At 65.1% G+C, this 21979-nt stretch carries 20 protein-coding genes; 5 read left to right on the top strand and 15 right to left on the bottom strand.

Annotated elements, in window-relative coordinates; all coding sequences use genetic code 11:
* Positions 1-2 precede the first annotated feature (2 nt).
* The 10 genes from ACYQ6T_RS08375 to ACYQ6T_RS08330 form a co-directional block, all read right to left on the bottom strand.
* The gene (locus tag ACYQ6T_RS08375; RefSeq protein ID WP_459829915.1) at positions 3-476 is read right to left on the bottom strand and encodes a F0F1 ATP synthase subunit B; all 474 of its coding nucleotides are present in this window, start codon (positions 474-476) and stop codon (positions 3-5) included.
* Between the two features lie 39 nt (positions 477-515).
* Complete coding sequence (atpE, locus tag ACYQ6T_RS08370; RefSeq protein WP_459829914.1) at positions 516-761, bottom strand: F0F1 ATP synthase subunit C; 246 nt, start codon at positions 759-761, stop codon at positions 516-518.
* A 62-nt stretch (positions 762-823) separates the two neighbouring features.
* Entirely contained in the window at positions 824-1675 is an 852-nt protein-coding gene (gene atpB, locus ACYQ6T_RS08365) for a F0F1 ATP synthase subunit A (protein WP_459829913.1), read from the bottom strand.
* On the bottom strand, positions 1641-2024 hold the full coding sequence (locus ACYQ6T_RS08360; RefSeq protein ID WP_459829911.1) for an ATP synthase subunit I: 384 nt from the start codon (positions 2022-2024) through the stop codon (positions 1641-1643). The genes atpB and ACYQ6T_RS08360 overlap by 35 nt, the downstream gene beginning before the upstream one ends.
* Positions 2025-2076: 52 nt before the next feature.
* Positions 2077-2967 (bottom strand): ParB/RepB/Spo0J family partition protein, encoded by an 891-nt coding sequence (locus ACYQ6T_RS08355; RefSeq protein WP_459829909.1) that lies wholly within the window; start codon positions 2965-2967, stop codon positions 2077-2079.
* Positions 2964-3767 carry a ParA family protein gene (locus ACYQ6T_RS08350; protein WP_459829906.1) on the bottom strand — a complete coding sequence of 268 codons (804 nt, stop codon included), beginning with the start codon at positions 3765-3767 and terminating at the stop codon, positions 2964-2966. Before ACYQ6T_RS08350 ends, ACYQ6T_RS08355 begins: the two co-directional genes overlap by 4 nt.
* Positions 3768-3769: 2 nt before the next feature.
* On the bottom strand, positions 3770-4420 hold the full coding sequence (rsmG, locus tag ACYQ6T_RS08345; protein WP_459829904.1) for a 16S rRNA (guanine(527)-N(7))-methyltransferase RsmG: 651 nt from the start codon (positions 4418-4420) through the stop codon (positions 3770-3772).
* The gene (gene mnmG, locus ACYQ6T_RS08340; protein WP_459829901.1) at positions 4417-6318 is read right to left on the bottom strand and encodes a tRNA uridine-5-carboxymethylaminomethyl(34) synthesis enzyme MnmG; all 1902 of its coding nucleotides are present in this window, start codon (positions 6316-6318) and stop codon (positions 4417-4419) included. The genes rsmG and mnmG overlap by 4 nt, the downstream gene beginning before the upstream one ends.
* Before the next feature lie 36 nt (positions 6319-6354).
* Positions 6355-7218, bottom strand: coding sequence for a deoxyribonuclease IV (gene nfo, locus ACYQ6T_RS08335; RefSeq protein ID WP_459829899.1), 864 nt, complete (start codon positions 7216-7218; stop codon positions 6355-6357).
* A gap of 12 nt (positions 7219-7230) precedes the next feature.
* Positions 7231-7506 (bottom strand): DUF1289 domain-containing protein, encoded by a 276-nt coding sequence (locus ACYQ6T_RS08330; protein WP_459829897.1) that lies wholly within the window; start codon positions 7504-7506, stop codon positions 7231-7233.
* 152 nt (positions 7507-7658) lie between these two features.
* Here ACYQ6T_RS08330 and ACYQ6T_RS08325 point away from each other — a divergent pair, with 152 nt between their 5' ends.
* The gene (locus ACYQ6T_RS08325; RefSeq protein ID WP_459829895.1) at positions 7659-12101 is read left to right on the top strand and encodes an NAD-glutamate dehydrogenase domain-containing protein; all 4443 of its coding nucleotides are present in this window, start codon (positions 7659-7661) and stop codon (positions 12099-12101) included.
* Here ACYQ6T_RS08325 and ACYQ6T_RS08320 read toward each other — a convergent pair.
* The 3 genes from ACYQ6T_RS08320 to ACYQ6T_RS08310 all read right to left on the bottom strand — a co-directional run bounded on the left by ACYQ6T_RS08320 (position 12098) and on the right by ACYQ6T_RS08310 (position 15791).
* A complete protein-coding gene (locus tag ACYQ6T_RS08320; RefSeq protein ID WP_459829892.1) occupies positions 12098-13939 on the bottom strand; it encodes an autotransporter domain-containing protein in 1842 nt (613 codons plus the stop codon). The two genes, ACYQ6T_RS08325 and ACYQ6T_RS08320, sit on opposite strands and share 4 nt — an antisense overlap.
* 29 nt (positions 13940-13968) lie before the next feature.
* Entirely contained in the window at positions 13969-14940 is a 972-nt protein-coding gene (locus ACYQ6T_RS08315; RefSeq protein WP_459829889.1) for an NAD(P)H-dependent flavin oxidoreductase, read from the bottom strand.
* A 95-nt stretch (positions 14941-15035) separates the two neighbouring features.
* Positions 15036-15791: a sulfite exporter TauE/SafE family protein gene (locus tag ACYQ6T_RS08310; RefSeq protein WP_459829937.1), complete on the bottom strand. Its 756-nt coding sequence runs from the start codon at positions 15789-15791 to the stop codon at positions 15036-15038.
* Between the two features lie 214 nt (positions 15792-16005).
* Here ACYQ6T_RS08310 and ACYQ6T_RS08305 point away from each other — a divergent pair, with 214 nt between their 5' ends.
* On the top strand, positions 16006-16806 hold the full coding sequence (locus ACYQ6T_RS08305; RefSeq protein WP_459829886.1) for a CheR family methyltransferase: 801 nt from the start codon (positions 16006-16008) through the stop codon (positions 16804-16806).
* On the top strand, positions 16803-17366 hold the full coding sequence (locus ACYQ6T_RS08300) for a CheB methylesterase domain-containing protein (RefSeq protein ID WP_459829883.1): 564 nt from the start codon (positions 16803-16805) through the stop codon (positions 17364-17366). The genes ACYQ6T_RS08305 and ACYQ6T_RS08300 overlap by 4 nt, the downstream gene beginning before the upstream one ends.
* 3 nt (positions 17367-17369) lie before the next feature.
* Here ACYQ6T_RS08300 and ACYQ6T_RS08295 read toward each other — a convergent pair whose 3' ends face one another.
* The gene (locus ACYQ6T_RS08295; protein ID WP_459829880.1) at positions 17370-18695 is read right to left on the bottom strand and encodes a glycerate kinase type-2 family protein; all 1326 of its coding nucleotides are present in this window, start codon (positions 18693-18695) and stop codon (positions 17370-17372) included.
* Between the two features lie 141 nt (positions 18696-18836).
* Between ACYQ6T_RS08295 and tyrS the strand changes: the two genes are divergently transcribed.
* Together tyrS and ACYQ6T_RS08285 are read left to right on the top strand one after the other, a co-directional pair.
* The gene (gene tyrS, locus ACYQ6T_RS08290; protein ID WP_459829877.1) at positions 18837-20111 is read left to right on the top strand and encodes a tyrosine--tRNA ligase; all 1275 of its coding nucleotides are present in this window, start codon (positions 18837-18839) and stop codon (positions 20109-20111) included.
* 6 nt (positions 20112-20117) lie between these two features.
* A complete protein-coding gene (locus ACYQ6T_RS08285) occupies positions 20118-21626 on the top strand; it encodes a YifB family Mg chelatase-like AAA ATPase (protein WP_459829875.1) in 1509 nt (502 codons plus the stop codon).
* Between the two features lie 6 nt (positions 21627-21632).
* Here ACYQ6T_RS08285 and ACYQ6T_RS08280 read toward each other — a convergent pair.
* A partial coding sequence (locus ACYQ6T_RS08280; RefSeq protein WP_459829872.1) for a rhodanese-like domain-containing protein occupies positions 21633-21979 on the bottom strand: 347 nt, incomplete at its 5' end.

The raw sequence follows: 21979 nt of genomic DNA, 5'->3' as shown, positions 1-21979 counted from the left end.
GGTTATCTGAGTTCCTCTTTCAAACGCTGAATCAATTCAGCGTGAGCTTTGGCATCGATCTCGCGGCGCAGAATCTGCTCTGCACCCACCAAGGCCAGGCGAGCGACCTCTTCGCGGAGCTCTTCAAGCACCCGCTGCACCGACGCGCGCGCCTCCTCTTCCGCCGCTTTCTGCGCACGGTTGATGATTTGCGCCGCTTCGACACGCGCCTCTTCAATGAGCTTTGCTGCCTGCTGTTCGGCGTTGGTGCGCATCACCGCTGCCTCTTCGCGGGCTTTGCGCAACTCCTCAACAGCCCGCTTTTCCGCAAGCGCGAGATCACTTTTGGCCTTGTCCGCTGCCGCAAGCCCCTCGGCGATTTTCGCCGCGCGCTCATCGAGCGCCTTCATCAGCGGCGGCCAGACGAACTTCATCGTGAACCAGCCGAGAATGAAGAAGACGACAAGCTGCGCGATCAGGGTTGCGTTCAAGTTCACAGTTTTACTCCTTCACGCCCACCCGGGACGCCGCGAACGTTAGCTGACAAAGGGGTTGGCCGTGGTGTACCAGAGCGCGATACCCGTACCGATAATGAACGCCGCGTCGATCAGACCCACGAGCAGGAACATTTTGGTTTGCAGCGTATTCATCAATTCCGGCTGACGCGCCGATGCTTCCAGGAAGCGGCTGCCCATGATCCCGATCCCGATACAGGCGCCTGCCGCACCCAGACCGATGATCAAACCCGCTGCAAGAGCAACAAAGCCAACGATGCTTTCCATGACGACTCCTCAAAGTTTGATGACAAAAACCAGTGAATAATAACACACCCCGTGGCGTTTCCTCAATGAGACTCGTGCGCCTGCCCAATATAGACGAGCGTTAGCATCATGAAGATGAACGCCTGGAGTACGATGATCAGGATGTGGAAGATCGCCCAGATCGACCCGGCGATCACATGGCCCACAAACCCGAAAAGGGTTGCCGTTCCGCCGAGCATCGCGATCAGGATAAAGATCAGCTCGCCGGCGTAGAGGTTACCAAAAAGCCGCATCCCGTGTGAGACGGTTTTGGCAATGTATTCGATGATCTGCATCGCAAAGTTGATCGGATAGAGGAGCGGATGGCTGCCAAAGGGTGCGGTGAAGAGTTCATGCACCCAACCCCCGACCCCCTTGATCTTGAGGTTGTAGTAGAGCGAGATCAGAAGGACCGCGGAGGACATGCCGAGCGTAGCGTTGAGGTCGGCGGTGGGCACCACCCGCAGGTAGGCGTGGTGGGGATCACCGCCTGTTGCCGCATAGATCCCTTCCCAGATACGGGGGAGAAGATCGACCGGCAGCAGGTCCATGAAGTTCATCCAGAAGATCCAGACGAAGACGGTCAGCGCCAACGGTGCGACGAATTTGCGCGATTCGGGGTTATGGATGATCCCCTTCGCCTGCTCGTTTACGAGTTCGACGAGCATCTCGACGAAATTCTGGAAGCGCCCCGGAACACCACTGGTTGCTTGGCGGGCGGCGCGATAGAGGAGCCAGACCGACAAAATGCCCAAGCCCACTGCAAAGAAGAAAGTATCGAGGTGAAGCACCGAGAAATCGACGAGCGATTCCTGGCGATGACCCAGTGTGTTCAAATGGGTCAGGTGGTGGATCACATACTCAGAGGCTGTGGGTCCGTGCCCAGAAGCTGCCATGATTCCCCCTCATTGAAAGATAAATGCTCAACCATCCCGCTTTTGCCGTGAGCGCCAACCCTGCAAGGAGCGCAAGCCAAACTGGATGACCCAGGAGCTTCACCGCAACGATCAGCAAAGCCACGGTGGCAACAACCTTCACCACTTCACCCAAGAGAAAATGGGCGGCACTCGGGGCAACCTGGGCGCGCACGGCCAAAGTCACAGCGAAAAAGGTGCCTGGAAGCGCGACGGCCACCCCCCCTGCAAACGCCGAAACCGCTGCGTCACTCCCGGCCAGGATGAGGGCAGCCAACGCAACAGAAAAAGCGACCAGCCAGTAACTGGCAACCTGCGCCGCAAGGGTCATCGCGCCACTCTCAAGCAAAACTTGTTCATTATAAAGCTTTTGGCCCACTGCGTCAAATGGGCTCGGACGCCTCGCTCAAGCCCAACCGCGCGAGCACCGCGTCGAGCTCCGCCCAGTCGTTGAACCGGATCGTGAGCCGCCCCGCCCCTTTCCCTTTACGCTCGATCGATACCGGGGCACCGATCCGTTCGGCGAGCCGCTCCTCGAGACGAACCCAATCGGGGTCTTTGCCGCCCGCTTTTTTGCGCTCCTTCGGTGCCATGGTCTGCTGGACCGCTTTTTCGACCTGACGAACCGACCACCGCTTCGCGACCGCCTCGCTCGCAAGCGCAATCTGATCGGCGGCTGCAAGCGGCAAAAGGGCGCGGGCGTGACCCATTTCGAGGTCGCCGGCGAGCACCCATTCGCGCACCGGTTCGGCCAACTGGAGAAGCCGCAAGAGGTTGGTCACCGCGGAACGGCTCCGCCCGATCGCTTCGGCCACCTGTTGGTGGGTGAGGCCAAATTCGTCGACCAACCGCTGCAGCCCCTGCGCCTCCTCGATCGGGTTGAGATCTTCCCGCTGGATGTTTTCGATGAGGGCAAGCGCCAATGCCGCTTCGTCACCCACGTCGCGAATGAGCGCCGGCACGGTGGTGAGCCCAGCGAGTTGCGCCGCGCGCACCCGCCGTTCGCCCGCGATGATCTCGTAGCGCCCGGTGCCTTTGGGCCGCACCACCACCGGCTGCATCACCCCCTGGACGCGAATCGACGCCGCAAGCTCCTCGAGGGACCCCGGGTCCATCCGGCTGCGCGGCTGGTAGCGGCCGGGATCGAGCAAGTCGATCGCGAGCTGCACCACCCGCTCCTCGTCCCTTGGCCGGTCGTTCTCTTGCCCCATCGTCCCGACAGCGCCCAAGAGCGCGTCGAGCCCTCGTCCCAAAGCTCGTTTACTTCGACTCATCGCCTCTCTTCCTCTTGTCGCCCATGGGGTTGTGGCAGCCCCAAGCGGTTCGCGAGCTCTTCGGCGAGCGCGAGATAGGCACGCGATCCGCTCGATTTCGGGTCGTAGCAGACACCGGGGAGCCCGTGACTCGGCGCCTCGGCAAGACGAACGTTGCGCGGGATCACCGCAGTAAAAAGTTTTTCGCCAAAGTGGCGCAGCAACTCGTCGGAGACCTGCTGCTGGAGCGTCACCCGCGGGTCGAACATCACCCGCAACAGGCCGATGATTTCGAGTTTGGGATTCAACCCCGCCCGGACCCGTTTGATGGTGTTCGCCAGATCCGACAACCCCTCCAGGGCAAAGTATTCACACTGCATCGGAATGATCACGCCGTGGGCTGCGCAGAGGGCGTTGAGGGTGAGGAGCGAGAGCGCCGGAGGGCAGTCGATGAGCACCAAGTCGTAGTGGTCGATCCACGGCGCGATCGCGTCGGCGAGGCGAAATTCGCGCCGGGGGAGTTCCACGAGCTCCACTTCGGCGCCTGCCAATTCGCGGTTGGCGCCGATGAGATCGTACCCCCCTTTTTCGGCGTAGACGCGCACCCGCGGCAGCGTCGCGAGCCCCAAAAGGAGGGAATAGACCGACTCGCGCAGCGTCAGTTTGTCGACGCCGCTCCCCATGGTGGCGTTCCCCTGTGGGTCGAGGTCGACGAGGAGTGTCTTGCGTCCTTGCTGCGCGAGCGCAGCGGCAAGATTCACGGCGGTAGTCGTCTTCCCAACCCCCCCTTTTTGGTTCGCGACACAGAAGACGAAGCCCATCGTTAGCCCTCCCGCAGCACCACCACCGACCGCTCCGCGGCAAGAAAGGGGACGGTGAGCGGCGTCACCGTAACGACCGCAATCCCCTCAGGAAGCGCTGCAAGCTCCTCGGCCACCGCTCCCCCCTTCATCGCGTACCACTGCCCTTGCGGGGCAAGGTGGCGGCGCGTGGCGGCGACAAAGTCGGCCAGCGACGCAAAGGCGCGCGAGGTGATCGCCGGGAACGGGGCGGGGGAGCGCCACGACTCGACGCGCGCCGCCACTGCGGTGAGTCGCCGCAGCCGCAGGTCGATCACACACTGCTGGATAAACGCCACCTTTTTGCGCACCGCGTCGAGCGCCACCACCTCGGCAAGCGGTGCATCGAGCAGTTCCGCGGCAAGCGCCAACGGCACCGCGGGGAGTCCCGCGCCGCTCCCGACGTCGAGAAGTCGCGGCTCATGAGCGACCAAAGGCCAAAGGGCGAGGGAGTCAAGCAGATGGTGGGTGACGATCGCCTCGGGGTCGGTGATCGCGGTGAGGTTATAGGCGCGCCGCCAGTGGAGCAGCAGCTCGACGTAGCGCCAAAGGCGATCGACCAGCACCTCTGGGGCGTCAGGAAGGAGCACGGCAACCCCTTCCGCGAGGTGCTCACGGGCTGAGGCTCCACTCATTCGCCGCACTCGTTGCTCACGACTCCCTGCCGGCGGAGCCAGACGAGGAGAATCGAGATCGCCGCAGGGGTCACCCCCGGAATGCGGCTCGCCTGCCCCAAGGTCTCCGGCCGCTGCTCGGTAAGCTTCTGCCGGATCTCGGCGGAGAGGCCGGGAACCGCGGCAAAGTCGAAGTCATCCGGGATGCGCACCCGCTCGGCCGCTTTGAGGCGAGCGACTTCGACCGCCTGCCGCTCGAGGTAACCGGCGTACTTGGCCGCGATCTCCACCTGCTCGATCACCGCGTCGCTTACCTCCTCAGGAATCGGCTCCGCGTCGGGGAGGAGCGCGGCGAGTTCGCGGTAGCCGACGTTTGGCCGGCGCAGGAGGTCGAACGCGGTCACCTCTTTGCTGAGCGGCTCGCCCAAGTGGACTGTGACCCGGTCGCCGTCGCGCGATGGGACGAACCAGTTCGCCTTGAGCCGCGCAATCTCCCGTTCGATCGCGTCGCGCTTGCGGCAAAAGAGTGTCCAGCGCACGTCGTCGACCAACCCCAGCCGCCGGCCAATTTCGGTGAGGCGGAGATCGGCGTTGTCTTCGCGCAGCTGAAGACGAAACTCCGCGCGCGAGGTGAACATCCGGTAGGGCTCGGTAACGCCGCGGGTGATGAGATCGTCGACGAGGACGGCAATATAGGCCTCGTCGCGGGTCAGGAGCAGCGGCTCCGCGTCGAGCGCGTAGGCCGCAGCATTTGCGCCGGCGTAGAGCCCCTGTGCAGCTGCCTCTTCATAGCCGGTGGTGCCGTTGATCTGCCCGGCGAAAAAGATGCCGGCGAAATGTTTCGTCTCGAGCGTCGCTTTGAGGTGGGTGGGGTTGTAGAAGTCGTATTCGATCGCGTAGCCGGGGCGGAGGATATGGACCTGCTCCAACCCCGGAATGGTGCGCAAGAAGGCGTATTGAACGTCGAAGGGGAGCGACGTCGACACGCCGTTCGGGTAGATCTCGTGGGTGTCGAGCCCTTCGGGTTCGAGGAAAACGCTGTGGCCACTCTTGTCGGCAAAGCGGTGGATCTTGTCTTCGATCGAGGGGCAGTAGCGCGGTCCGATCCCTTCGATCACCCCCGAGTACATCGGCGAGCGGTCGAGGTTGGCGCGGATGATCTCGTGGGTCCGTTCGTTGGTGCGCGTGATCCAGCACGGGAGCTGGCGCGGATGCATCGCGCGCGAGCCGATGAAGCTGAAGACCGGTTCGGGGTCGTCGCCGGGCTGAATCTGGCATTTGCTGAAATCGATCGTGCGCGCGTCGAGGCGCGCCGGCGTCCCCGTTTTGAGCCGTCCTTTGGGGAGCCCCAGTTCGGCAAGGCGCGCAGCCAACGCGATCGACGGGGGGTCGCCGGCTCGCCCGGCGCTGTAGTGCTGGAGCCCGACATGGATCAGGCCGTTCAAGAAGGTCCCGGTGGTGAGGACCACCGCGCGGGCGGAAAAGCGGATCCCGAGTTGCGTCACCACCCCGGCAACGCGCTCCCCTTCCAGGACGACATCATCGACCGCCTGTTGAAAGAGCCAGAGGTTGGGTTGATTCTCAAGACGCTTGCGGATCGCCTTTTTGTAGAGCACCCGGTCGGCTTGCGCGCGGGTGGCGCGGACCGCGGGGCCTTTGCTCGCGTTGAGGGTGCGAAACTGAATCCCCGCTTCGTCGGTCGCGAGCGCCATCGCCCCACCGAGCGCGTCGACCTCCTTGACGAGATGCCCCTTGCCGATGCCGCCGATCGACGGGTTGCAGCTCATCTGCCCCAGCGTGTCGAGGTTGTGGGTGAGTAATAGCGTCTTCGCGCCGCGCCGCGCCGCGGCAAGCGCCGCCTCCGTTCCGGCGTGGCCGCCGCCCACGACGATCACGTCGAACCGTTCCGGGAAATGCATGGTGGTTTCGCTAACGCTTTCTTGAAAAAGCCTATTTTAGCACGGGCACGCGCCCCCCTCGGCCAAACGGTAGAGGAGGCGGATCTCGTCAGGCCACAACGCTTCGTCGATCGTCTCGAGCACCATTGGAATATCGTCGAAGCGAGGGTCATTCATGATGAAGCGGAAGACCTCAAGCCCCAGCTCCCCCTGTTCAAGCGAGTGGTGGCGGTCGACGCGGCTCCCGAGCTTCGCTTTCGAGCCGTTGAGGTGCATCCCCTTGAGGAAGCGAAAGCCGACGGTGCGGTCAAATTCGGCGAAGACCGCGGCGCACTGCTCGGCGGTGCGCAGATCGTACCCGGCGGCGAACATGTGGCAGGTGTCGAGACAGACGCCGACGCGGCTCTTGTCCGTAACTGCGTCGATGATCGCGGCGAGATGCTCGAACGAGTAGCCGACGTTGCTCCCTTGGCCGGCGGTGATCTCGACGACGGCGACCACTCCAGGGACTTCGGCAAGCGCCATTTCGATCGACTCAGCCACCCGCCGCAGACACTCCGCTTCGCTGATTTTTTCAAGATGAGCCCCGGGGTGAAAATTGAGGTAGGGAACGCCGAGCTGCGCACACCGCGCCATCTCGTCGATAAAGGCGCGCCGCGACTTCTCTAACCCGTCGGGGTCGGGGTGGCCGAGGTTGATCAGGTAGCTGTCGTGCGGGAGCACGTGCTCGGGACGAATCCCGACCCGCTCGAGGTTGGCGCGAAAGGCCGCGATACTTTCATCGGTCAGCGGTTTCGCCACCCACTGCCGCTGATTTTTCGTGAAGAGGGCAAAGGCCTTGGCGCCGATCGCCGCGGCGTTGAGCGGCGCATTCTCCACCCCGCCAGCGGCGCTCACGTGGGCGCCGACATATTTCGCCATCATCGTCTCCTTTTATGAAACGCTCCGGCCGCAGCTGCGGCACGTGCCCAGTTCGGGGTCGGGATCGCAAAGCCCCAGGCATTCCGCACCACTCTCTCCCCGGCGGTAAGCGGGCACAGGGTCGCGTCTCAGGGAGGCGAGCCGCTCGGGGAGTTGCGCGAAGATCTGGTCGTGCTCCGCGTCGCTCATCAGCGACCAGCGGGCGATCTCGTCGAGGGTGCGGCCACACCCCAGACACCAACCGGTCGCGGGGTCGATTTGACAGATCTGAATGCAGGGGGTTCTCATCACGCTGCGGCAAAAAAGGGAGAGACACGCACCAACCGGTATGGTACCGCTTTTGCCGCTCAGCGCCGAGCGATGCGGCACGCGAACGGGTTGATTTCGTCGTTCCTCCCGCCTAAGATGGAGCGATCGACACCCCCCAAAGGAGGCGAACGGTGGACCCTGCAGCAATCGTCCCGCTTTTGGCGCAAGCACTGGAACCCAACGACGGCGTGAGCGAAGCGCAGCTGCTGGAATGGGCGCACCATCTTGCCGCAACGGCCGAAGAAAGGGAAGAGATGAACGGGTGGCGATGGCGCTGGGCCCGGGTGACGCTCCCCGACGGCGAGGGAGAGGCGCTTGCGATCGCCCAACGCGACCGGCCCCTGCTCTATTCCACGGCGTTGATTGCGTTCGACCGGGCGGGGGTGCGCCCCCGTTTCGCGTTTCACCCGGTGGTTTCGCACCCGAACGGGGCTACGGAATCGTGGATGCTCTTTGTCTGCGACCCTTTGCCGCAAGCGGTCCGCGCAACGCTCGAGGGGTTTCTTGCCGAGGGGTTTGCCCAAGCGATCGCCGCGGCCGACGACTGGCCGATGATGCGCGAACGCGCAAGCCTCTCCGCGTCGCTCCTTCCCCAATGGTGCGGCACCGCTGCTGATCCCGTTTGGGTGCGCGAAAGCCAGGCGCTCCTGGAATGGGTCGCGTCGGGCCACTTCGTTCTCCTCGGTTGCCGCGACTATCAGGTCGAAACGGAAGGCGACACAGTGGTGCTGCGCCGCATCCCGGGAAGCGGCTTGGGGGTGCTGCGCGACGCCAACGCCCGCTCGGACCGCTCTGAATCGTTCGCTCGGCTCCCGTTGCCGGCACGGACGCTGCTCCTTCACTACCCCGAACCGATCCTGATCACCCAAGGGAGGCAGCGGTCGATCGTCCATCGTTTTGCCTACCCGAGCGAAATTCTCCTCTGGGAGCGCGACAGCAACGGTACCGCGCGCCGCGAGCGCCGCTTCGTCGGCCTGTGGACCGCTACCGCCTACCGCTACCCGGTCGCGCAGATTCCGCTCCTGCGGCAAAAGGCGAGCGGCGTCTATCGTGCGCTCGGTGCTGAACCGGGAAGCCACCTCGACCGCGCGTTGGCGCTGGTGCTTGACCTCTACCCGCGCGAGGAAGCGTTTCAAGTCGATATTCCCACCTGGAGCGCCCACGCGCGCGCAATCCTCCGCGCCCAAGAGCGGCGTAGAGGCCATCTCATCTTTCGCCGCGACCTCTTCGGGCGCTTCGTCTCGGTGCAGGTGATCACGCCACGGGAGGGGTACGACACTGAGACGCGCCTGGCGATTCAGCGCCATCTCGAACGGGCTTTTGGTGCCCAGACGACCGATTTCGAAGTCACCTTCACCGACGCGGCGAGTGCCCGCGTCTGGTTCCGCTTCTGGTTGCCTGAACCGACCCTCGAACTCACCTGGGACGAAAACCAGCTCGGGCGGGAAGTTGCGGCGATCGCGACACCGTGGCGCGAGCGCCTGTGGCAAGCGTTCCAGCATGCAGCCGATAAGTCCCTGCGCGAAACCGCTTGGCGGCGCTTTCGCGACGGCTTCAACGCCGTTGCCCAACGCCGCTGGCCACCCGAGGTGATCGCCGCCGACCTTCTCGCGATCACCACCCTCCCCGCCGATCGCGACCTCTGGCTCACCCTCGTTTCTGCTCCACCTGAAGAGGGGTTGGAGGAACCGTGCTGGCAGTTGCGCCTCTGGCGGCGGGGAGCACCGGCACTCCTTGCTGAGCTCACGCCTCTTCTCGAATCGCTCGGCGCGCAACTGCGGGAGGAGAACGCCGACGAGATCACCGCCGAGGGGGAGCGGTGGTGGTTGCACGACCTGCGTCTCACCATCGCTTGGGGTGATTCCCCGCAGCGCGAAGATATCGATCGCTTCATTGACGCCTTTCATGCGCTGTGGGAGCGGCGTGCAGACGCCGACGGCTACAACCGGCTGGTGACGCTCGCCGGGCTCACGTGGCGCGAAGCGCTGCTGTGGCGCGCCTACGCCGCGTGGCTCAAACAGAGCACACTCCCCTTTTCGCCGAGTTACCTGCAAGAGACCCTCCTCAACCATCGCGAGTTCGTCCGCACCTGGACCAAGGCCTTTCACGTGCGCTTCGACCCCGAGCGAAACGACGACCGGGGAACTGCTTATGCCGAGTGGCAGACGCGGCTGCGCTCGCTCATCGACGCGCTGCCGACCCTGGACGAAGAGCGGATCGCCCGGGCGTTTGTCGCCGCGCTCGACGCGACCGTGCGCACCAACTTCTACCGCTGTGACGAGGAGGGGAAGCCGCGCCCGTGGCTCGCGTTCAAGATCGCCTCGGAGACGATCGATTTCCTCCCCGACCCCAAACCGTGGCGCGAGGCCTTCGTTTTCGCCCCCGAGGTCGAAGGGGTCCACCTGCGAGGCGGACCGGTGGCGCGCGGGGGGTTGCGCTGGTCCGACCGGCGCGACGACTACCGGACCGAAATTTTGGGACTGATGAAGGCGCAGCGGGTCAAGAACGCGCTGATCGTCCCGGTGGGCGCCAAAGGAGGATTCATCGTCCGCAACCCTCCCCCTGCCCACGATCGTGCCGCGTGGCAGCAAGCAGGGGTCAGTGCCTACCGAACCTATCTGCGCGGGCTCCTCGATCTCGTCGACAACCGCGTCGGCGGTGCAACCGTTCCGCCGCCGCAGGTGGTTCGCCACGACGACGATGATCCCTACTTCGTCGTTGCCGCCGACAAAGGGACGGCAACCTTCTCCGACATCGCCAACAGCGTCGCGGCAGAATACCGCTTTTGGCTTGGGGACGCCTTCGCGTCGGGCGGTTCGGTGGGTTACGACCACAAAAAACTGGGCATCACCGCCCGCGGCGCGTGGGTCGCGATCGAACGCCATCTGCGCGAGCTCGCGATTGACATTTCCACCCAGCCGATCACCGTCGTCGGCATTGGCGACATGTCGGGAGACGTCTTCGGCAACGGGATGCTCGCCCACAGGACGCTCAAGCTGATCGCGGCGTTCGACCACCGCCACATCTTCCTCGACCCCAACCCCGACCCAGAGGCGAGCTACCGCGAACGGGAGCGCCTCTTTCGTCTTCCCGTCTCGAGTTGGGATGACTACCGGCGGGAGCTCCTCTCCGCAGGGGGCGGCATCTGGCCGCGGACCGCGAAGAGTATCCCGATCTCCCGCGAAGCACGCGCAGCGCTCGGCTTAGCGGAGGAGGTCACAGCGCTCACCCCGCCGGAGCTGATCCAGGCGATCCTACGCGCGCCGGTCGATCTCCTCTACAACGGCGGCATCGGCACCTACGTCAAAGCGAGCAGCGAAACCCACGCAGAAGTGGGGGACCGGGCCAACGACGCGGTGCGCGTCGACGCCAATACCCTGCGCTGCCGGATTGTCGGCGAGGGGGGCAATCTCGGCTTCACCCAGCGGGCGCGGGTCGAGTACGCGCTCCTGGGTGGGCGGATCGAGAGTGACGCGATCCACAACTCAGGGGGCGTCGACTGCTCCGACCACGAGGTCAATCTCAAAATCGCGCTCCAGCTCGGCGTCGAAGCGGGGCGGGTTCCCACGGCGGAACGCGACGCCCGTTTCTTGGCGATGGCCGACGACGTGGTGCGTGCGGTCCTTGCCGACAACTTCACCCAAACCGAGGCGATCGCGCTCGAAGCGCTCCGCGGCGCCGAGGGGTGGTCGATGTGGCGGCCGTTCATCACCCATCTGGCGGCGGAAAAGCTCCTTGACCGGCGACTGGAGCGGATCCCGAGCGACAACGAGATGGCGGCGCGCGAGGCCAACGGCGTTGGCCTCACCCGTCCCGAACTCGCCGTACTCTTGGCATATGCCAAACTCGACCTCAAGCGGGCGTTGCTCACGAGCGCCCTTCTCGACGTCCCGCTCCTTGCGGGCGATTACCCCCGCTATTTCCCCGTGGCGCTTGCCGAGACGCTGGGCGCAGTGCTCGACGCCCACCCGTTGAAGCGGGAGATCACCGCGACGCTGTGGACCAACCGCCTCGTCGATCGCCTCGGCATTGCGGCTGCGCACCACTTGGCGCACACGCGCGACATCCCCCTCACCGAAGTGGTGCGTGCGTTTGCCGCGGTCTGGCATGCGCTTGCGCTCGACACCCACTTCGCAGCGATCGACGCCGCTGCTGGCACCCTTCCCGAGGCGGTTCGCTACCAGATGCTCGGCGCAACTCGGACAGAGGTCGCGCGGGCGATGTGTGGTTTCCTCAATGAGCCCACCTGGCGCGAAAAGGAGGGATTGGCGCTGCCCACCGCGCTTGTCACCGCCGCGCGCGAGCTTCGCGCCATCTGGGAGGGCGCTGCCGTCTCCCCCCTAACCCCCGCCAGAGAGCGGCAGAAAGCGGCGTGGCTGGCGATGGGCGTCCCGGAGCCGCTAGCGACTGAGCTTGCCTGGCTTCCCACCGCCGCAGCCCTCTTTACCCTGACGGCACTGGCAGAACATACCGGCCAGCCCCTCGCAGCGGTCGCGGCGGTCTATTGGGCACTCCACCGCGACTCATCTCTCCCTTCTGGAAGATCGCTACGCTGCGAGGAGCCCCCTGCTTAGAACGACCGTTGCCACGAAAGCGACAAACCTGCAGCGCGCTGATCGTTCTGTCCGGACGTAGCATACAGGCCGAACCGCAGCTGCTGCATCGGCGCAACTTGCCACTGCACCCCAAGATCGGCGGTAGCCTGGGCGCCGTTGTCCACCCCGACCTCAGTGGGGAAGCTTCCTGCCCAACCCACCGAGCCGTGGTGGATGGTCCGCCGACTATCCTGGAACGGTTTCACGAGGGCAACGCGGGCCTGCCATTCGAGCGTGGGCGTTGCACGGACGGCGAGCTGATAGCCCACTTCGCCCATGCCCTGGTCGAAATCCTGAGTCGCATAGCGAAGCGACGTCGCCGTCCCTCCCTCCTCTTGATACCCCGCTAGATGAACCCACCGCCAACCCAGCGCGGCAAAGGGGCCGTGCTGCCACGCAGGGGTCCCCAACCACTGCCCGAACTCCAAGCGGAGATGCCGGACATTGCCGCTGGTCGATCCGCGTTCGGTACGATGCATCGTCCGCAAGGTCACATCGCGCCGCAGATCGTAGTCGATCCCCGTCAGCCCTGCACTGAGCGTGAGGTAGCGTTCGCCCCAGCGCTTACCCAGATAGGCGGCGAAAGCCGCTCCGTTGCCGTCGGCGTCCCCCAACCCTTTTGCCTTAAGTTCGTCGCGGATGAATCCCGCTGTGAGACCGCCCCACCAACCTTCTCCCATCTCAGTGTCAAAACCGAGATCGACTCGCACCGGGGTGCCGCGCGACTTCGCCTGAGTCGCCGTGGCGTCGGTGGTCACGCGCTCACCCGAGGCAGTGACCCAGAGGCCGCGGGGAGCACCCGTTGCGCCAGCCAAGTTCCGGGCTGAAACCAACCGCCACTGCGCATTGGCGGTGAGCGCAAGCTGATCGGCGACCGCTCCAGCAAGATAGGGAGCGGAGAGCGCTTGCGCGACAAAATCGGCAATCAACTCATGCCCGGCGGTTGAGGGGTGGACCTCATCCGCAAAAAGATAGGTCGAGGCTGCGTTCGGCGCTACCAACGTCGCACCGCTACAGAGAAGGGAAGAGGGGGTAGTACAAGCCACCGCTGTATTGCCCACGGTAAAGCCGAATGCCGCGGGGTTGGCCACCACCTCTTTGAAGAGCCCATCGGCATTGAGGAGGAGCACCCCCTGTTCGCCCAACGCCCCCACCGTGCTATTGAGGGTCAGGTTGTAGAGCGTGGTGAGACCGCTCAATCCGGCACGCGCAGCGTCTGACAGCAGCAAACCAAACGGTGTTGCGCCGATATCGGGTACCGTAAGGACCACTTGCCGTTTGGCCCCCGCTTGGCGCAGCACAGCGGTCAACCCGGCCATCTGCTGCGCAGCCGTCTGGATCTCCGCTTGCATGACGGTGGGGGTATTGCCACTGTAACCCGTCTGCCAGAAGATGTCATTCGCACCGCCCCAGAGGAAATAGGTGGTCGCCCCATTTGCCGCGCCGCCGTTGGCCGCCAGATAGCTCTGGACCTGCGTCGCCACAGGTCTCGCATCCTGAGTGGGTCGGACCGGCTGCACGCCGGGTGACTGGGCGATTCGCGCTCCCCCTTGCGCCCAGATGTCCCCACCCGCAGGATTAGGAGTAAAGGTGCCATCGGCAACCCAAAACTGAGCGGGGTTGGCATTTCCCCCCAAGCGCTGCACAATAAGCTCGCTCCAGACCGGCCCGGGATTGGTCGTGAACTTGCTCCCAAACGTCCCTGCATCGCTGAGGCTGTCGCCAAATACCACTGCTTGGGCGTGGACTGCGCCAGAAATAGCCACCCATGCCGCCGCCACCGCTGCAGCAAGCGGTTTTTTTGTCTTCTTCGTCATCATCGTCTCCTCACACACTGGGGAAAAATCTAACCGCGCAACGCTGGACTTGCGGGCAGCGCTACGGCGCGGCGATACTCGGCCTCAAGCCGGGCCACCAGTTGCGCCACCGTCGGCACGTCGTGGATCACCGAAACGCCGTGGCCGGCACTCCAGATGTCGCGCCACGCTTTGGCTTCGTCACCAATCGCCTTGAGTTTCCCTTTGCCGAACTGAACAGCCAGCTCTTCCCGCTTGAAACCGGCCGCTTCGAGACTCGGCCAGAGAAAGTTGGCGTTGGTGCCCGAAACGGCATCCGTATAGACCACGTCAGCGGCCGTGGAACGGACCACCATCTCTTTATACCCGGGGCTCGCCATCGACTCTTGGGTGGCGATAAAACGGGTCCCCATATAGGCAAAATCGGCGCCAAGCACCTCAGCGGCACGCACCCCTGCGCCATCGGAGATCGCCCCGGCAAGAATCAGCGTTCCATCCCAAAATTCGCGGATCTCCCGCGCCAACGCAAAAGGACTCTGCGTCCCCGCGTGGCCCCCTGCACCCGCGCAGACCGCGATGATCCCGTCGACCCCCGCTTCGATCGCCTTCTTCGCGTGGTAGGCGTGGATCACATCGGCAAAAACCAAGCCCCCATAGGCGTGGATCCGCTCTGCTGCTTCGCGCGGATTACCGAGGCTGGTGATCACGAAGGGAACCCGAAAACGCTCGACCAGCGCCAAATCCTCGGCCAATCGGGTGTTGCTCGCGTGCAGGATCAGATTGACCCCGAAAGGGGCGACCGGCTGATCGGGGTTGCGCTGGGCAAATTCAGCAAGCGAGCGGGTGATGCGGTCGAGCCACTCTTCCAGCTGGGCAACCGGCCGCGCGTTGAGCGACGGGAACGTGCCAGCAACCCCCGCCTGGCACGCTGCTATCACCAGTTCAGGGCCAGAGACGAGAAACATCGGCGCGGCAATCACGGGCACCCGAAAGCGCCCCGCAAACGAAGCAGGAATGGGCATCGCCTTCTCCTTGAGTAGATACGGACAAGAATAGCACAAAGGATAACGCAAGAGCGCAAACAAGTCAAACGTTTGTTTGAAATGGGTGCCCCCGCTCAAGCCAAGAGGAGTTTGATCCCAACCCAACCGAGGAGCAGTGACAAACCGGAACGAACCCAGCGCTGCGGGACGATCTGCACCAGGTGGCTGCCGAGCCAGATCCCAGGGAGCGAACCGAGGAGCAACCACCCCAACATCGCCCAGTCGACCGTCCCGAGCGCCGCATGGCCAAGCCCCGCGACGAGCGTCAGCGGCACGGCATAGGTGACGTCAGCAGCGACCAACCGGGGGAGCGGCATCCGGGGGTAGAGGAAGAGGAGCAGAGCCATCCCGATCGCCCCTGCTCCGACAGAGGTCAACGTCACCAACGCACCGATCACCGCCCCCATCGCCCACGGCCCCGCTGCCCAACGGGGTTCATCGTTGCGCGCCGTCTCTCCCGCCACGAGCGAGCCTTGAGGCGCGGTGGGGTTGACGATCGAGCCGCTGCGCACTACTTTGTAGAGCGTCGCCGCGGCGGTCATGAGGAGCATCACGCCGAGCGCCTGTTTCATCAGTCGCTGCAGCGCCGCATCAGTAGGACCGATGTGGTGGAGGACGAGAAGCATCACCGCCACGCCGGTCACTCCGCCGACGGTGAGGGCAACGACGATTCGCCACGGCACGAGACGACTCCGCGCAAAGGAGATCGCTCCACCCGCCTTGGTCACCGCCGCAAAGAGAAGGTCGGTTCCTACCGCAACGTGCGGCGAAACGCCAAAACCATAGATGAGAAGCGGCGTCATCAGCGAACCGCCCCCCACCCCCGTCATCCCGACGATCAACCCAACGAGCGCACCTCCAGCAACCAACGACCACTCCACGGCGATCTCCCTCACAGCCAGCGCTTGACCCCAAACTCTACCGCCCGTTCGCTGGAGAAAACCCCGTCGTACCGTTATTCGGTTATCGTTTTGGGTTGTAATGCAGAGGGTTTTTTACAATGGCATCTCCAATACCTGAAGACGCTCGACCGATCGCCCACCAATGCGCCCCACCCCAACCCTCTCTGAGTCCGAATTCGAGACGATCCGCGCGCTCCTCCACCGTTCGACCGGAATCGCCCTTTCGCCCGTGAAGCGGGAGATGGTCTATGGGCGGCTTGCGCGGCGGCTGCGCGCGCTTGCGCTCCCCTCTTTTGCCGCTTATCTCGACCATCTCCGCCACGATCCGACCGAGTGGGACCACTTCATTGGCGCGCTGACCACGCCCCACACCCGCTTCTTTCGCGAACCCCACCACTTCGCCTTTCTGCGCACCTTCCTGCCGACGCGGCGCGAAGAACCGATCCGCATCTGGTCAGCCGGCACCGCGAGCGGTGAAGAGGCCTATTCACTCGCGATCACCGCGTGCGAGACTTTCGCGTCGCTCACCCCGCCTGTGGCGATCGTCGCAAGCGACATCAACCGTCACGCGTTGGCGATCGCCGAAGCAGGGGGGTATACCGCCGAGCAGCTCGCGCCGCTTCCGCCAGCCGTGCGGGAGCGCTATTTCTCCCCGGAAGGGGGCCTCTTTTGGGTACGGGCACCACTACGGCAGATGATAAAATTCATATCGATCAACCTCATTGCTCCCGACTACCCCTTCACCGAACCCTTCGCCGCGATCTTTTGCCGCAACGTGATGATCTACTTCGACCCCCCGACCCGACGGCAGATTCTCGAAAAGTTCCATCGCCAGCTGTTGCCTGACGGGCTCCTCTTTGTCGGCCACGCAGAACCACTCCTTGCCGACCGCGACCTCTTTGCCTCCGTAGGTCAGAACATCTTTCGCCCCCTTCTCTCATGATCGAAGTGATCGCGATCGGCGCGTCGACTGGGGGGACTGAAGCGCTGCGCACCCTCTTGAGTGGCCTTGCGCCGCACTTTCCGCCGATTCTCATCGTCCAACACATGCCCGAGGCGTTTCTTCCTGGCTTTGCCCGGCAACTCGCCGTGGCGTCCGGGTTACCGGTCGCGATCGCCCGCGAGGGCGAAGCGCCGCAACGCGACCAGGTCTACCTCGCACCCGGTAACGCTCATCTCCTTCTCCACCGCCACGTCGGACAGCTGACCCTCCACTGCTCCGCGACCCCGCCGATCAACTTCCACCGCCCGTCGGTCGACGCCCTCTTCTTTTCGGTGGCCGAAGCGGCCGCGGAGCGGGCAATCGGCGTGATTCTCACCGGAATGGGCAACGACGGCGCGGCCGGGTTGAAGGCGATGAGGGAGAGAGGGGCGTGGACGATCGGACAAGATCGCGCCTCGTCGGTGGTCTATGGGATGCCGCGCGTCGCTGCCGAGATCGGGGCGCTCTGCGAAGAGGCACCGCTCGCTGCGATCGCTGCCAGGATCCGCGCCCGCCTCTGACGCTCACGGCATCACAAGCAGTGCGCGAAAGTCGTTGACGTTGGTAAAGGTCGGCCCCGTCACCACGAGGTCTCCCAATTGGGCGAAAAAGTCGTACGCGTCGTGCGCCGCAAGATAGTGGCGCGGTAAGAGGTTACGATTCCCGGCGCGCACAAGCGTCGTCGGGGTGACAATTGCACCGGCGTTTGTTTCGCTCCCGTCGATCCCGTCGCTGTCGGCGGCAAGGGCCCAGACTCCAGGCAAGCCGTCGAGCGCCACGGCCAACGCGAGGAGAAATTCGCTATTGCGCCCGCCTCGTGCGGGAAGCGCGAGCGCGGTGTCGCGCTCGGTGAGTGTCACCGTCGTCTCGCCGCCAGAGAGCAACACGCACGGCGGCTGGAAAGGTTCCCCGTGGCGGACGATGGAGCGGGCAAGCGCGGCGTGCGCCTGGGCAACAATGCGGCTCTCCCCTTCGAAGTCGTCGCCGAGGATGTGCGCCGCAATCCCGAACGCCGCAGCGGCGCTCTGGGCCGCAACCAGACTCTCCCACGGGGTGGCGATGAGGTGGTAGGAAGAGCGGGCAAACGCGGGATCGTCGGGCTTCGGCGTCTCCCAAAGCCCCGTCGCAAGGGCGCGTCGCACCTCAGTTGGCGTTGCGATCGCGTAGCGGTCGAGCACCGCGAGCGCGTCCGCAGCAGTGGTCGGGTCAGGGACGGTCGGGCCGCTTGCGATCACCGCGGGGTCGTCGCCGGGAACGTCGCTGATCGCAAGCGTCACGACCGCTGCGGGGAAGGCAGCAAGCGCCAAGCGCCCCCCTTGCAGTTGCGAGAGGTGCTTGCGCACGCAGTTGATCTCGGCAATCGTCGCGCCGCTTGCGAGCAACTGCGCCGTGATCGCCCGAAGGGTGGCAAGCGACACCCCAGGCTGCGGCAGCGGCAGAAGCGCCGAACCGCCGCCCGAGAGGAGGCAGACGACACGATCGCACTCTCCTGCCGCCTCGACCGCCGCGAGGATCGCCTGCGCCGCGGCGACCCCAGCAGCGTCGGGGGTCGGGTGAGCCGCCTCCAGAAGGCGAATCCGGCCGCACGGGGTCGCCCCGTTTGCCCCGTCGGGCGGCAGGTGGCCGTAGCGGGTGACGACCACCCCCTCCAGCGGCAGCGTCTGCGGCCAGCGGCGGGCGAGCGCGACCGCCATCGCGGCGCTCGCCTTCCCCGCGCCGACGACGATCGTCCGCCCTGGCGGCGGATCGGCGACGAGCTGCTCGACCCACGGCGGCATCACCTTCTCCGGCTGGGCGCGCGCCACCGCCGCGGCAAAGAGGGTGTGCAGGATCGCTTCGGGGTGTTCCATCGTGTTCTCCCAGTCGCCGGGTGGTCACTGCTCCAGTAGGCTCTTCCGGCAATAGCGCTGATTCTACGCCCACCCGCGCGATGGACGCGCTGCAGAGGCAACGTTATAATCCCCGCGAATCCCTTTTGACACTGACGAACCATGACGCACCACCTCTTGGATGACTTGACTGCCCGCGGACTGATTGCCCAATGCACCCACCCGGAAGCGCTGCGTGAGCTCCTTGCGCGCGAACCGATCACCCTCTACTGTGGCTTCGACCCCACCGCCGATAGCCTCCATCTCGGCCACCTGGTCCCGGTCTTGGCGTTGCGCCGCTTTCAGCTTGCGGGACACCGGCCGATTGCGCTCGTCGGCGGGGCGACCGGCATGATCGGCGACCCGAGCTTCAAAGCACAGGAGCGCAAACTCAACTCGTTGGAGACGGTGCGCGAATGGTCCGACCGCATCCGCCGCCAGTTGGAGCCCTTCCTCGACTTCTCGGGGAGCAACGCCGCGGTGATCGCCAATAACCACGACTGGTTCGGGGCGATGAACGTGCTCGACTTTTTGCGCGACGTCGGCAAACACTTCTCCGTGAACGCGATGATCAAGAAGGAGGCGGTTGCCGCCCGCATCGAGCGCGACGAGGTCGGGATCTCCTTTACCGAATTCTCCTACATGCTCCTGCAGGCCTACGACTTCGCCGAACTCTACCGCCGCTTCGGCTGCCGCCTGCAGTTGGGGGGCTCAGACCAGTGGGGGAACATCACCGCCGGGATCGACCTCATCCGCCGCCTCTTTCGCGCTGAGGCGTATGGTCTGACGCTGCCGCTCGTCACCAAAGCCGACGGCACCAAATTCGGCAAAACTGAATCGGGCGCGGTGTGGCTCGACGCCAAGAAGACCTCGCCGTACCAGTTCTACCAATTCTGGTTGAACACCGCGGACGCCGACGTCTACCGTTTCTTGCGCTACTTCACCTTCCTGCCGCTTACCGAGATCGAGGCGATCGAAGCGGCCGACCGCGCCCAGAACGGCAAACCGCAGGCGCAGCGGATCCTTGCCGAAGAGGTGACGCGCCTCGTCCATGGCCCCGACGCGCTCGCTGCCGCCGAACGGATCACCCACGCCCTCTTTTCGGGGGAGCTCGCGGCGCTCACCGAAAGTGACTACGCCCAGTTGGCGCTCGACGGGATGCCGTCGGTGGCGCTCCCCGCCCAACCGACGCCGCTCATCGACGCGCTCGTTGCCGCGCACCTTGCGCGCTCGAAGAGCGAAGCGCGCACCTTCATCCAGGGCAATGCGGTGGCCGTCAACGGCGTGAAGACGACCGATCTCGCCGCGACGCTTGACACGGAGGCGCGTCGCTTCGGCCGCTACACGCTGCTCACCCGCGGCAAGAAGCAGCACGCGCTGATCGTCTGGCAATCCTAGCCCCCGATGCCGCTCGCGACCGTCCACACCCGCGCCTCCCTCGGCGTCTCGGCCCCCGAGGTGCTGGTCGAAGCGCACCTCGCGAATGGCCTGCCGAGCTTCTCAATGGTCGGGTTGCCCGACGCCGAGGTGAAGGAGGCGCGCGACCGGGTGCGCGCAGCGCTCACGAGCGCCGGCTTCGAGTTTCCGGTGCGGCGGATCACCGTGAACCTCGCCCCGGCAGACCTACCCAAAAGCGGCGGGCGGTTCGACCTCCCGATCGCGATCGGCCTCCTTGCCGCAAGCGGCCAAGTACCCGCGGCGGCACTCGGTTCCTGCGAGATGGTCGGGGAGCTCGGGTTGGACGGCTCGGTGCGCGCAGTGACCGCGCTTTTACCCACCGCGCTCGCCGCGCGGCAAGCGGGGCGGGCGCTGATGGTCCCTGCAGCAAACCTCGGCGAAGCGGCGCTCGTCGCGGGGCTCACCCTCTGGCCGGTCCGCGATCTTCTTGATGCGCTCGCGTGGCTGCGCGGCGAGACCCCCGCGGGGTACCCCGCCGCTTTTCACCTCCCGCCGCAACCCACCCCCGCACGCCCCCCGCTCGACCTTGCCGACGTCAAAGGGCAAGCGGCAGCGAAGCGGGCACTCGAGATCGCCGCAGCGGGTGGCCACTCGCTCCTCCTCTTCGGCCCGCCGGGGTCGGGTAAATCGATGCTCGCGGCGCGGCTCACCGGGCTGTTGCCGCCGCTGACAGAAGAGGAGGCGATGGCGAGCGCCGCGATCCACTCGCTGATTGCCCCGTTCGACCCGCAAGCGTGGCGAGTGCGCCCCTTTAGGAACCCCCACCACTCGGCGTCACTCGCCGCGATCGTCGGCGGCGGGGGAGGAGGCCAGATCCTCCCCGGTGAGATCGCGCTCGCGCACCACGGGGTCCTCTTTCTCGACGAACTCCCCGAATTCTCCCGTACAGTCCTCGAAGCGCTGCGCGAGCCCCTCGAGACGGGCGAGATCACCGTCGCGCGGCTGCGTCACCGCGTCACCTTCCCGGCGCGGTTCCAACTCGTCGCCGCGATGAACCCGTGCCCGTGTGGCTACCTCGGCGACCCGTCGGGGCGGTGCCGCTGTACCCCGACCCAGATCGAGCGCTACCGCAGCAGACTCTCCGGGCCGCTCCTCGACCGCATCGACCTCATCGTCGAGGCGCCGCGCCTTCCCCCCGAGACGCTTGCTGAGGCGGGAAGGGGCGAATCGTCGGCAACCGTCGCGCTACGAGTCGCGGCGGCACAGAATCGGCAATACGCCCGCCAAGGGAAACTCAACGCCCACTTGACCCCTGCGGAGCTCGACCGCTACGCCCCCCTCGACGCTGCGGCGCGGGGGCTGCTCGTCAAAGCGGCGGAGCGGCTCCACCTCTCGGCGCGTGGCCACCATCGCCTGTTGAAAGTCGCGCGCACGATCGCCGACCTGGCTGACGCTGCGACGGTCCATCCGCCCCATATCGCCGAAGCGGTCCAGTTGCGCCGCACGCCGTGGTGACTGTCGCTACCCCTGTTCCCACGGCAGCCCTTCATACCGCCAACCGTTTTTGCTGCTGCGGTGGTGGTGTTCGTCGAGATCCCCTTCAAAGCCGTGAACGACGTTGATCACGTGGGTGAAACCCGCAGCAAGAAGCGCCTCCCCCGCTGCGACCGACCGGTTGCCGCTGCGGCAGATCAAGAGGATCGGGCGGTGGAGCCCGTCGCCGGCGAGCTTACGCACCTCGCTTTCGAAACGGGGGTTGCGCTCCCACTGAGGCGCCTCGACCCACGCCACATGGACCGCCCCGACCGGATGGCCGACGAACCAATACTCTATCTCTGAGCGGCAATCGATCAAGAGCGCCTCGGGAT

It is taken from the genome of Hydrogenophilus islandicus, assembly GCF_054657095.1.
Note: the sequence above shows the minus strand (reverse complement) of the source record. Positions and strands in the feature narration are given on the sequence as shown.

What these genes read in the sequence shown, in the direction of transcription:
- tyrS (WP_459829877.1), top strand. Translation starts at nt 18,837, where the DNA reads ATGACGCACCACCTCTTGGATGACTTGACTGCCCGCGGACTGATTGCC.
- atpB (WP_459829913.1), bottom strand. Translation starts at nt 1,675, where the DNA reads ATGGCAGCTTCTGGGCACGGACCCACAGCCTCTGAGTATGTGATCCAC.
- ACYQ6T_RS08300 (WP_459829883.1), top strand. Translation starts at nt 16,803, where the DNA reads ATGATCGAAGTGATCGCGATCGGCGCGTCGACTGGGGGGACTGAAGCG.
- ACYQ6T_RS08305 (WP_459829886.1), top strand. Translation starts at nt 16,006, where the DNA reads ATGCGCCCCACCCCAACCCTCTCTGAGTCCGAATTCGAGACGATCCGC.
- ACYQ6T_RS08310 (WP_459829937.1), bottom strand. Translation starts at nt 15,791, where the DNA reads ATGACGGGGGTGGGGGGCGGTTCGCTGATGACGCCGCTTCTCATCTAT.
- nfo (WP_459829899.1), bottom strand. Translation starts at nt 7,218, where the DNA reads ATGGCGAAATATGTCGGCGCCCACGTGAGCGCCGCTGGCGGGGTGGAG.
- ACYQ6T_RS08285 (WP_459829875.1), top strand. Translation starts at nt 20,118, where the DNA reads ATGCCGCTCGCGACCGTCCACACCCGCGCCTCCCTCGGCGTCTCGGCC.
- ACYQ6T_RS08330 (WP_459829897.1), bottom strand. Translation starts at nt 7,506, where the DNA reads ATGAGAACCCCCTGCATTCAGATCTGTCAAATCGACCCCGCGACCGGT.
- ACYQ6T_RS08360 (WP_459829911.1), bottom strand. Translation starts at nt 2,024, where the DNA reads ATGACCCTTGCGGCGCAGGTTGCCAGTTACTGGCTGGTCGCTTTTTCT.
- ACYQ6T_RS08320 (WP_459829892.1), bottom strand. Translation starts at nt 13,939, where the DNA reads ATGACGAAGAAGACAAAAAAACCGCTTGCTGCAGCGGTGGCGGCGGCA.
- atpE (WP_459829914.1), bottom strand. Translation starts at nt 761, where the DNA reads ATGGAAAGCATCGTTGGCTTTGTTGCTCTTGCAGCGGGTTTGATCATC.
- ACYQ6T_RS08295 (WP_459829880.1), bottom strand. Translation starts at nt 18,695, where the DNA reads ATGGAACACCCCGAAGCGATCCTGCACACCCTCTTTGCCGCGGCGGTG.
- ACYQ6T_RS08350 (WP_459829906.1), bottom strand. Translation starts at nt 3,767, where the DNA reads ATGGGCTTCGTCTTCTGTGTCGCGAACCAAAAAGGGGGGGTTGGGAAG.
- rsmG (WP_459829904.1), bottom strand. Translation starts at nt 4,420, where the DNA reads ATGAGTGGAGCCTCAGCCCGTGAGCACCTCGCGGAAGGGGTTGCCGTG.
- ACYQ6T_RS08315 (WP_459829889.1), bottom strand. Translation starts at nt 14,940, where the DNA reads ATGCCCATTCCTGCTTCGTTTGCGGGGCGCTTTCGGGTGCCCGTGATT.
- ACYQ6T_RS08355 (WP_459829909.1), bottom strand. Translation starts at nt 2,967, where the DNA reads ATGAGTCGAAGTAAACGAGCTTTGGGACGAGGGCTCGACGCGCTCTTG.
- mnmG (WP_459829901.1), bottom strand. Translation starts at nt 6,318, where the DNA reads ATGCATTTCCCGGAACGGTTCGACGTGATCGTCGTGGGCGGCGGCCAC.